This window comes from Roseinatronobacter domitianus, assembly GCF_023336755.1.
Taxonomy (GTDB): Bacteria; Pseudomonadota; Alphaproteobacteria; order Rhodobacterales; family Rhodobacteraceae; genus Roseinatronobacter; species Roseinatronobacter domitianus.
This window is the reverse complement of the sequence record NZ_JALZWP010000016.1, coordinates 59,078-65,465: the sequence shown is the minus strand read 5'-3', so window position 1 is coordinate 65,465 and position 6,388 is coordinate 59,078. Positions and strand designations below refer to the sequence as shown.

General features: G+C 63.0%; 8 protein-coding genes and 1 pseudogene. 5 read left to right on the top strand and 4 right to left on the bottom strand.

The window, feature by feature from the left end; translation table 11 throughout:
• The 4 genes and pseudogenes from M3N55_RS13820 to smpB all read left to right on the top strand — a co-directional run.
• Positions 1–148 (top strand): annotated as a pseudogene (locus M3N55_RS13820) (S-(hydroxymethyl)glutathione dehydrogenase); the annotation flags it as partial.
• 2 nt (positions 149–150) lie between these two features.
• Entirely contained in the window at positions 151–645 is a 495-nt protein-coding gene (locus M3N55_RS13815) for a GNAT family N-acetyltransferase (RefSeq protein WP_249060060.1), read from the top strand.
• Between the two features lie 72 nt (positions 646–717).
• Entirely contained in the window at positions 718–1,425 is a 708-nt protein-coding gene (locus tag M3N55_RS13810) for an NYN domain-containing protein (RefSeq protein WP_249060059.1), read from the top strand.
• A gap of 33 nt (positions 1,426–1,458) precedes the next feature.
• The gene (gene smpB, locus M3N55_RS13805; RefSeq protein WP_249060057.1) at positions 1,459–1,932 is read left to right on the top strand and encodes an SsrA-binding protein SmpB; all 474 of its coding nucleotides are present in this window, start codon (positions 1,459–1,461) and stop codon (positions 1,930–1,932) included.
• On the opposite strand, the gene M3N55_RS13800 is transcribed toward smpB, so the two are convergent.
• The 4 genes from M3N55_RS13800 to M3N55_RS13785 are packed head-to-tail and all read right to left on the bottom strand — an operon-like array spanning position 1,929 to position 5,083.
• Entirely contained in the window at positions 1,929–2,645 is a 717-nt protein-coding gene (locus tag M3N55_RS13800; RefSeq protein ID WP_249060056.1) for an LrgB family protein, read from the bottom strand. The genes smpB and M3N55_RS13800 overlap by 4 nt on opposite strands.
• The gene (locus tag M3N55_RS13795; RefSeq protein ID WP_249060054.1) at positions 2,638–2,994 is read right to left on the bottom strand and encodes a CidA/LrgA family protein; all 357 of its coding nucleotides are present in this window, start codon (positions 2,992–2,994) and stop codon (positions 2,638–2,640) included. The genes M3N55_RS13800 and M3N55_RS13795 overlap by 8 nt, the downstream gene beginning before the upstream one ends.
• A 1-nt stretch (position 2,995) precedes the next feature.
• The gene (gene miaB / locus M3N55_RS13790) at positions 2,996–4,315 is read right to left on the bottom strand and encodes a tRNA (N6-isopentenyl adenosine(37)-C2)-methylthiotransferase MiaB (RefSeq protein WP_249060053.1); all 1,320 of its coding nucleotides are present in this window, start codon (positions 4,313–4,315) and stop codon (positions 2,996–2,998) included.
• Positions 4,316–4,351: 36 nt separating this feature from the next.
• Complete coding sequence (locus M3N55_RS13785) at positions 4,352–5,083, bottom strand: endonuclease/exonuclease/phosphatase family protein (protein ID WP_249060052.1); 732 nt, start codon at positions 5,081–5,083, stop codon at positions 4,352–4,354.
• 102 nt (positions 5,084–5,185) lie between these two features.
• Here M3N55_RS13785 and M3N55_RS13780 point away from each other — a divergent pair, with 102 nt between their 5' ends.
• Positions 5,186–6,346, top strand: coding sequence for a TIGR03862 family flavoprotein (locus M3N55_RS13780; protein ID WP_249060051.1), 1,161 nt, complete (start codon positions 5,186–5,188; stop codon positions 6,344–6,346).
• Positions 6,347–6,388: the final 42 nt, after the last annotated feature.

The following is a 6,388-nucleotide window of genomic DNA, read 5'->3' as shown; positions in this document are numbered from 1 at the left end:
TGACGTGCCAAAATTCGTCGATTGGTACATGTCGGGCAAGATCGAGATTGACCCGATGATTACCCACAAGCTGACATTGGACCAGATCAACGAGGGATTCGAGCTGATGCACGAAGGCAAATCCATCCGCGCGGTGGTGGAGTTTTGAGCATGACGGGCGGGGTGCAGATGCGTCCCGCCACCAACGCCGACGCGCCCGCGCTTTGGGACATGCTGAAGCCGGTGTTCCACGCGGGCGACACTTATGCGGTGGACCCCGCAATCCCACGCGATGCTGCGCTGGAATTCTGGTGCGGCGGCACGCACGCAGCCTATGTCGCGGAACGTGACGGGCCGGTGCTGGGCAGCTACTACCTATGCCCCAACCAACAGGGCGGCGGCGCGCATGTGTGCAATTGCGGCTTCGTGACCGCCCAAGCCGCACAGGGCCAAGGCGTGGCCCGGGCGATGCTTGAAGATGCACTGACCCGCGCCAAGGCAGAGGGCTACCGCGCGATGCAGTTCAATTTCGTGGTGGCAACCAACGCGCGCGCCGTGGCGACATGGCAGAGATACGGTTTCGAGATCGTGGGCCGCCTGCCCGGCGCATTTTTGCACCCGAAAGCGGGTTACGTCGACGCTTTGGTCATGTATCGGGTGGTGTAGGGGGCGCTGCCCCCGTCGCGGCTGCGCCGCGACTCCCCCGGGATATTTTTTACAAGGATGAAGGAGCAGGTCATGGCACGCGCAGGGATACCGCTTCTGGCGGTTCTGGTCGACGCCGACAATTCCTCTCCCAAATGGGTGGAGGCGATTTTCGAGGAAATCGCCTCTTTGGGCGAAGCGAGCGTGCGGCGGATATACGGCGATTTTTCGCGCGGTCAGATGTCGAGCTGGCAAGACAAGCTGCCCAGTTTGGCACTTGTGCCGCATCATCAGCCCGCCAACACCGTGGGTAAGAATTCTTCCGATATTGCGCTGGTCATCGACGCGATGGACCTGCTGCATTCGGGCCGGTTCGACGGCTTTGTGCTGGTCAGTTCCGACAGCGATTTCACGCGACTGGCCTCGCGCATCCGCGAGCAGGGGCTGGATGTGTACGGCATCGGCCAGCAAAAGACGCCCGAGGCGTTCCGCAAAGCGTGCAAACGGTTCATATTTGTCGAGAACATCTTGCCAGACGCCGCGCCTGACGCCGCAAAAGCGACCGGCAAAGCGCAACCCGCGCAAGCTGTGCCGCTGATAAAGGCCGCGATGCAAGCCATCGACAAGGATGAGGAGTGGTTCTCGCTTGGGCCTTTGGGCCAATTCATTGTTGCGGCAAACCCCGATTTCGACAGCCGGAACTATGGCTGCGCGAAACTCAGCGAATTGGTGCAACGCGCGGGCGTGTTCGAGCTGCGCAAAACCACCGGCAACGCCATGCAGGTGCGGCTGAAGCCCTAGACATGGGCGCGCGCGGCCCTTATCTGCGCTAGTATGGCCAAGATATCCGACCCGAATTACAAGATCATCGCAGAAAACCGCCGCGCGCGGTATGATTACGCAATCGAAAGCGACCTGGAATGCGGGATCATGCTGACCGGGTCCGAGGTGAAATCCCTGCGCTCGGGCAAGGCAAATATTGCCGAGAGCTATGCAACAGTGGAAAATGGCGAGCTATGGCTGGTCAACAGCTATATTGCCCCCTACCTGCAAGCCAAAACCTTTGGCCATGACGAACGACGGCGGCGCAAGCTATTGGCATCCCGCAAGGAATTGGCGCGGCTTTGGGCCGCGACCGCCAAAGACGGCATGACGCTGGTGCCGCTGGTGATGTATTTTAACCATCGCGGGCTGGTAAAGTTGAAGATCGGTGTTGCCAAGGGTAAGAAACTGGCCGACAAACGCGCCACCGAGGCCAAGCGCGACTGGGACAAGCAAAAACGCCGGCTGATGAAAGAACACGGTTAAAGGAAGAACGCGAGCATCCACGGCGCCAGCAATGCTGTTGCGATGGCGTTCAGCGCCATGCCGATGCCCGCGAAAGCCCCGGCCTGCGGGTTGACCTGCAAGGCGCGCGCGGTGCCAATGCCATGCGCGGCCACCCCGACCGCCAAGCCACGCGCACGCCAGTCGGTAATCCGCAAAGCGTTCATCAGGGGCGTGATGACCACAGCGCCGATCATCCCCGTCAGCACCACCAGAACCGCCGTCAATGTAGGAGAACCGCCCAAGGACTGGCTGATGCCAAGCGCCACCGGGGCCGTGGTGCTTTTGGGCGCAAGCGTGGCCAGCATGTCAGGCGACAGACCCAGCGCGTGGCCCAAGGCCAGTGCTGCGGCAATGGCCGTAAGCGACCCGGCGAGCAAGGCCGCCACAATCGGCAGGGCCGCGCGCCGCACGGTCGCGCGATGCGCCCAAAGCGGCACAGCAAGGCAGACCGTCGCTGGCCCAAGCAAGAAGTGGACAAATTGCGCACCCTCGAAATAGGTGTCGTAGCCGGTGCCGGTGGCCCACAAAAGCAGGGCCAGCAAAACGACAGCCCCCGCCACCGGGTTGGCAAGCGGGGGGCGCCCAAGCCGGGCGGCCAAAGCATCCGCCAGCAAATACGCGACCAATGTGGCGGTTAGCCAGACCAGAGGCCCGGCGGCCAGATAGGACCAGATTTCGGTGAAATCACGCATCGGGCTTGCCTTCGGTCAAGCGCGCGACCGCACGAAACACCAACGCGCCCACGGCAATCGCCAACACGGTCGACCCGATCAGGGCCACTCCAATGGCCAGCGCGTTTTCCCCCAGCAGCCGCAAATGCCCCACCACGCCCACGCCTGCGGGCACGAACAACAGCGACAAATGGCGCAAGATGCCCTCGCCCACCGGGCGCACGGCAAGGGCCACGCGCGGGCTGGCCAGCATGATTGCAAATAGCGCCGCCATGCCCAGCACCGGGCCGGGCACCGGTAGAGCCAGGACACGCGCCACAGCCTCTCCCGCCAACTGACAGATCAGGATCAGGGCGAGGACATGGATCATGTTACAGCAAGTCGGCGGCCAGAGAATTGGTCACGCTTGCGGTCACACGCACGCGGGCGATCTTGCCAATCTGATCGTCTGGCGCATGCACATGCACCGCGTGCAGATATTCGGATTTCCCGATAAGCTGCCCCGGCAAGCGCCCCGGCTTTTCGAACAACACCGACACTTCGCGCCCCACCATGGCATCTTGTGTCGCGCGTTGCTGTTCGGTCAGAAGCGCCTGCAAACGGTGCAGCCTGTCGCTGGCCACATCATCGGGGACATTTGCGCGTTCCGCCGCCGGGGTGCCGGGACGTGCGGAATATTTGAAACTATAGGCTTGGCCATAGTGAACCGCGCGCACCAAGGCCATCGTATCGTCGAAATCAGCCTCGGTCTCTCCCGGAAAGCCAACGATGAAATCCCCCGACAGCAACAGATCGGGGCGCGCCGCGCGCAGACGCTCGATAAGGCGCAAGTAGCTTTCGGCCGTGTGCTTGCGGTTCATCGCTTTCAGAATGCGGTCGCTGCCCGATTGCACGGGCAGGTGCAGATAGGGCATCAGTTTAGGTTCGTCCCCATGGGCGGCGATCAGGTCGTCTTCCATGTCATTGGGGTGCGAGGTCGTGAAGCGGATGCGCTCCAGCCCATCGACCTTGGCCAAGGCGCGGATCAGGCGCGCCAGCGTCCATGCACCGCCGTCGCCCATCCCATGATAGGCGTTCACATTCTGACCTAACAGCGTAATCTCGCGCACGCCACGCTCCACCAGATCGCGCGCCTCTGTCAGGATGCGGTCCACCGGGCGTGAGACCTCTGCCCCCCGCGTATAGGGCACCACGCAAAAAGCACAGAATTTGTCGCAGCCTTCCTGCACGGTCAGAAACGCTGTCGGACCCCGCATCGCACGCGGGCCGCGCGGCAAATGGTCGAACTTGTCTTCCTCGGGGAAATCCGTGTCGACGGCGCGCGCGCCCTTCCGAATGATCGCCTCCATCTCTGGCAGACGATGATAGGTCTGGGGGCCAACAACCAGATCAACAAGCGGCTGGCGGCGCATGATCTCTTCGCCTTCGGCCTGTGCGACACAGCCTGCCACACCGATTTTAAGGTCGGGATTAGCGGCCTTCAGCGGCTTCAGGCGGCCCAGTTCGGAATAGACCTTTTCGGCTGCTTTTTCGCGGATATGGCAGGTATTCAGCAAGATCATGTCAGCGTCTTCGGGCTGCGCCGTTGTTACATAGCCCGATGCGCCCAAGGCGTCTGCCATGCGCTCGCTGTCATAGACATTCATCTGGCAGCCATAGGTCTTGATGAAGAGTTTCTTCGCCTCGGCCATGCCCGGACCCTTTCTGCTATGGTGGTCACAATTGGCTCACATAACCGCGCTTTGCGCTTGGGGCAAGCGAAGCGCGGCGCGCAGGGGCAGATGGTCGGACGCGCGGCGTGCCAGCGGGCTATCATGCGCGCGCAGGTCATGCAGGTCCAGTTGCGGACAGGCCATGATCCGGTCCAATGGCAGGACTGGCATACGCGCGGGGAAGCTTGGACGGGTCAGCGCCGAACGCTTGACCGCGCGCAACTCGCGGCGCAGTGGCATCAGCCCGCAATCGGCCCCCAAACGCCATTCATTGAAATCGCCCATGACAAGCGTGGGTCGGCCATCGGTTGCCGCGACATGCCGGGCCAAAAGCCGCGACTGCAACAGCCGCGACTGGCGCAAAAGGCCCAGATGTGCCGTGATAACCCGCAAGGGCTGGCCGTGTAGCCGTATATCGGCCATGATCGCGCCGCGCGGTTCCAGACCGGGCAGGCTGATTGCCTCTGCCCGCTCTACCAGCGCCCCGCGCACCAGAAGCAGATTGCCGTGCCATCCATGCGCGGCCTTGCCCAAACGGTCGGTCAGCATAACCGGGGTCAGCCCCGTTTCGGCAGCCAAGCGCGTCGGGTCCAATACGCCCCGCCGGTCGCCAAAACGCCGGTCCACCTCTTGCAGTCCAACGATATCGGCACCCATCTCGGCGATCACCTGCACCACGCGCGATGGGTCGCGGCGCAAATCGGTTCCGACCGCTTTGTGAATATTGTAAGAACCAACAATGGTCATAGATGCAGCCTTGGCACTCTCCCTGTTCCAAACTATGCGAAGTTGCGCACAAGTCTATACTCCTGCGCAAAGATGAAAGAACCGTTACCGAAAGGCAGGCTCATGGTGCATCCGGAAGACTGCGACGCGCTGGTCATCGGCGCTGGTCCCGCCGGGCTGATGGCGGCGGAAATCATGGCAAGCGCAGGCCGGCAGGTTATCATCTGCGATGCAAAACCCTCGCCCGCGCGCAAATTTCTGATGGCCGGAAAATCGGGCTTGAACCTGCTGAACGCGGCCCCCCTACCCGACCAGATCGCCACCTATGCAGAGGCCTCCGACTGGCTGGCGCCCATGTTGGGCGATTTCGGTCCCGCCCAGATACACTCCTGGGCCGAGGGCTTGGGCCAGTCGCTCTTCACCGGCTCTTCGGGGCGCATCTTTCCACATAGCATGAAAGCCTCGCCCTTGCTGCGCGCGTGGCTGGCAAGACTTCAGGACATGGGCGTGTCCCTCCGGCGTGGCTGGCGCTGGACGGGCGGGGCGTTCCACTTCGCCACGCCCGACGGCCTGCGGCAACTGACCCCACAGGTCACGGTTCTGGCCATGGGCGGCGCAAGCTGGCCACGGCTGGGGTCAGATGGCGGCTGGCGCGCAACGCTCATGTCGCGCGGCATTGCCTGCACATCGTTTCAGCCCGCCAATATGGGCTTTGCCGTGGCTTGGTCCGACCATATGCGCCCTCATTTCGGCCAACCCATCAAGGGCGCACGCCTGTCGGCAGGGCCGCACAGCCTGCGCGCAGAATTCGTGCTCAGCGAACGCGGAGTTGAAGGCGGCGGCATTTACGCCCTCTCGCGCCCGCTGCGCGACGGCGCCAAGCTGACGCTCGACATGTTTCCAGACCTCGACGCCGCCACGCTCAATGCACGGCTCGCACGCCGCCCGACCAAGGAAAGCCGCGCCAACCGTCTGCGCAAGGCGCTTGGCCTGACCGGCGCGCGCCTTGCGCTTGTCAATGAACTTGAACGCCATCCAGATGGCGCGACCCTCAAGGCGCTGCTGCTGCCCCTGGGCCAGCCCCATCCCATCGCAGAGGCAATCTCGACCGCAGGCGGTATCGCGCGCGCCGAACTTGACCCCGGCCTGATGCTGCGCAAATGGCCCGGCACCTTCGCGGCAGGCGAGATGCTCGACTGGGAAGCGCCCACCGGCGGCTACCTGTTAACCGCCTGCCTCGCCACCGGGCATTGGGCCGGACGTCACGCCGCGCTGTATCGCTAATTCATCCTTGCAAAAATATCCTGGGGGAATCGCCCGTAGGGC

Coding starts and splice junctions, on each gene's coding strand:
- M3N55_RS13815 (WP_249060060.1), top strand. CDS start 151: ATGACGGGCGGGGTGCAGATGCGTCCCGCCACCAACGCCGACGCGCCC.
- M3N55_RS13810 (WP_249060059.1), top strand. CDS start 718: ATGGCACGCGCAGGGATACCGCTTCTGGCGGTTCTGGTCGACGCCGAC.
- smpB (WP_249060057.1), top strand. CDS start 1,459: ATGGCCAAGATATCCGACCCGAATTACAAGATCATCGCAGAAAACCGC.
- M3N55_RS13800 (WP_249060056.1), bottom strand. CDS start 2,645: ATGCGTGATTTCACCGAAATCTGGTCCTATCTGGCCGCCGGGCCTCTG.
- M3N55_RS13795 (WP_249060054.1), bottom strand. CDS start 2,994: ATGATCCATGTCCTCGCCCTGATCCTGATCTGTCAGTTGGCGGGAGAG.
- miaB (WP_249060053.1), bottom strand. CDS start 4,315: ATGGCCGAGGCGAAGAAACTCTTCATCAAGACCTATGGCTGCCAGATG.
- M3N55_RS13785 (WP_249060052.1), bottom strand. CDS start 5,083: ATGACCATTGTTGGTTCTTACAATATTCACAAAGCGGTCGGAACCGAT.
- M3N55_RS13780 (WP_249060051.1), top strand. CDS start 5,186: ATGGTGCATCCGGAAGACTGCGACGCGCTGGTCATCGGCGCTGGTCCC.